2 protein-coding genes are annotated in these 1847 nt (G+C 73.4%); both read left to right on the plus strand.

Features of this window, described 5'->3' with window-relative positions:
* Nucleotides 1–135 precede the first annotated feature (135 nt).
* Nucleotides 136–1101, plus strand: a complete 966-nt coding sequence (locus tag VF825_RS06040; RefSeq protein ID WP_331111188.1) for an ATP-binding cassette domain-containing protein — start codon at nucleotides 136–138, stop codon at nucleotides 1099–1101.
* Between the two features lie 18 nt (nucleotides 1102–1119).
* Nucleotides 1120–1785, plus strand: a complete 666-nt coding sequence (locus VF825_RS06045; protein WP_331111190.1) for a DUF2461 domain-containing protein — start codon at nucleotides 1120–1122, stop codon at nucleotides 1783–1785.
* The last annotated feature ends 62 nt before the right edge of the window (nucleotides 1786–1847 follow it).

Here is a 1847-nt window from a genome sequence, read left to right on the forward strand (position 1 = left end):
GATCCTCGGCCTGCCCGGCCCCGCCGGGCTGCCGACGTGGCTGGCGTGGCTGACACCGCTCGCCGCCGTGTGGGTGTGGGGGCTCGCCGCGCTGCTGTGGCGATGGGGCACCAGGCACTACCAGGGAGGCGGCGGATGACCGACGCGATCGTGAGCCTGCAGGACCTGACCCGCGTCTTCCGGCGCCGCGGCAAGCCCTGGCGGGCCGGGAGCACCCAGCTCATCGCGGTCGACTCGATGACGTTCGACATCGAGGCCGGCGCCGCGGTCGGCTACATCGGCGCCAACGGTGCCGGGAAGTCCACCACGATCAAGATGCTCACCGGCATCCTCGTGCCATCCTCGGGCTCGGTCCGCACCTGCGGCCTGGACCCGGTGCGCGAGCGCCGTGCCCTGGCCCGCCGGATCGGCGTCGTCTTCGGCCAGCGCTCCCAGCTGTGGTGGGACCTGCCCCTGCGGGAGTCCTTCGCCATCCTGGCCGCCATCCACCGGCTCGGCGCCGGGGAGGCCGGCACGCGCACCCGCGAGCTGGTCGAGCAGCTGGAGATGGACGACACCCTCGACACCCCGGTGCGCCAGCTCTCCCTCGGCCAGCGGATGCGCGCCGAGATCGCCGCCGCCCTGCTCCACTCCCCCGAGCTGCTGATCCTCGACGAGCCGACCATCGGTCTGGACGTGCTGAGCAAGCAGCGGCTGCGCGAGTTCCTGCGCCACGAGCGCGCCAGCCGCGGCACGACGTTGCTGCTCACCACCCACGACATGGGCGACGTCGAGCGCCTGTGCGACCGGGTCCTGGTCGTCGACCGCGGCCGGCTCGCCTACGACGGCACACTTCCGGGACTGGCGGCAACCGTCGGCGCGCAGCGCGTCCTCGTCGTCGACCTGGCCGACCCCACACCCGAGCTGCACGGCATACCGGGGGCGACGCTGATCGGCAGCGAGGGCGAGGGGATGCGCCAGCGGCTGTCCTTCGACGCGGAGGTGACCACCGCGGCCGAGGTGCTGACGGCCGTCTCGGCCCGGGCGGCGGTGCGCGACCTGTCCGTCGAGGAGCCGGACATCGAGGACGTGGTGCGCCGGATCTACCAGACCACCCGCTGACCGCCCTACAGTCGAATCGTGGTCTTCGAGGGCATCCCGCGCGACGCCGTGCGGTTCTACGGCGAGCTCGAGCAGGACAACAGCCGGGAGTTCTGGGCCCGCCAGCAGCAGCGGTATGCCGTGAGCGTGCGGGAGCCGCTCACCCTCCTCGTCGAGGCGCTCGCCGGGGAGTTCGGGGAGCCCCACGTCTACCGGCCGCAGCGCGACCTGCGGTTCTCCCACGACAAGCGGCCGTACAAGGACCACCAGGGCGCCGTGGTGCGGGTCGCCGACGGGATGGGCTGGTACGTCGAGGTGGGCGCCGGTGGTCTGGCCACCGCGGGGGGTGTCTTCCGGCCGACGCCGGACCAGGTCGAGCGGCTGCGCCGGGGGGTTGACGACGACCACACCGGTGAGCGGCTGCGCGGGATCGTCGAGTCCCTGGCCGCCGACGGCTTCGACATCGGCGGCGAACAGCTGCGGACCCGCCCGCGCGGCGTGGCCGCGGACCACCCGCGGCTGGACCTCATGCGGCACAAGAGCCTCACCGCCCGGCGCCGTCACGGTGACCCGGTGTGGCTGTGCTCGGTCACCACGCTGGACCGGGTCCGCGCGGACTGGCGAGTCCTGGCTCCCCTCGTCGCCTGGCTGGCGGAACACGTCGGTCCGTCGACCGCGCCTGCCACCTCCCGCCGGCCCCACTGAACGCCGATCTTCACCTCCTCGAGCTGGACGTTGCTGCCCCTTCAGCGTCGGCGCTGAAGGGG

Source organism: Oryzihumus sp., assembly GCF_036391795.1.
In the GTDB taxonomy this organism is placed as follows: domain Bacteria; phylum Actinomycetota; class Actinomycetes; order Actinomycetales; family Dermatophilaceae; genus Oryzihumus.

Coding starts and splice junctions, on each gene's coding strand:
- VF825_RS06040 (WP_331111188.1), top strand. CDS start 136: ATGACCGACGCGATCGTGAGCCTGCAGGACCTGACCCGCGTCTTCCGG.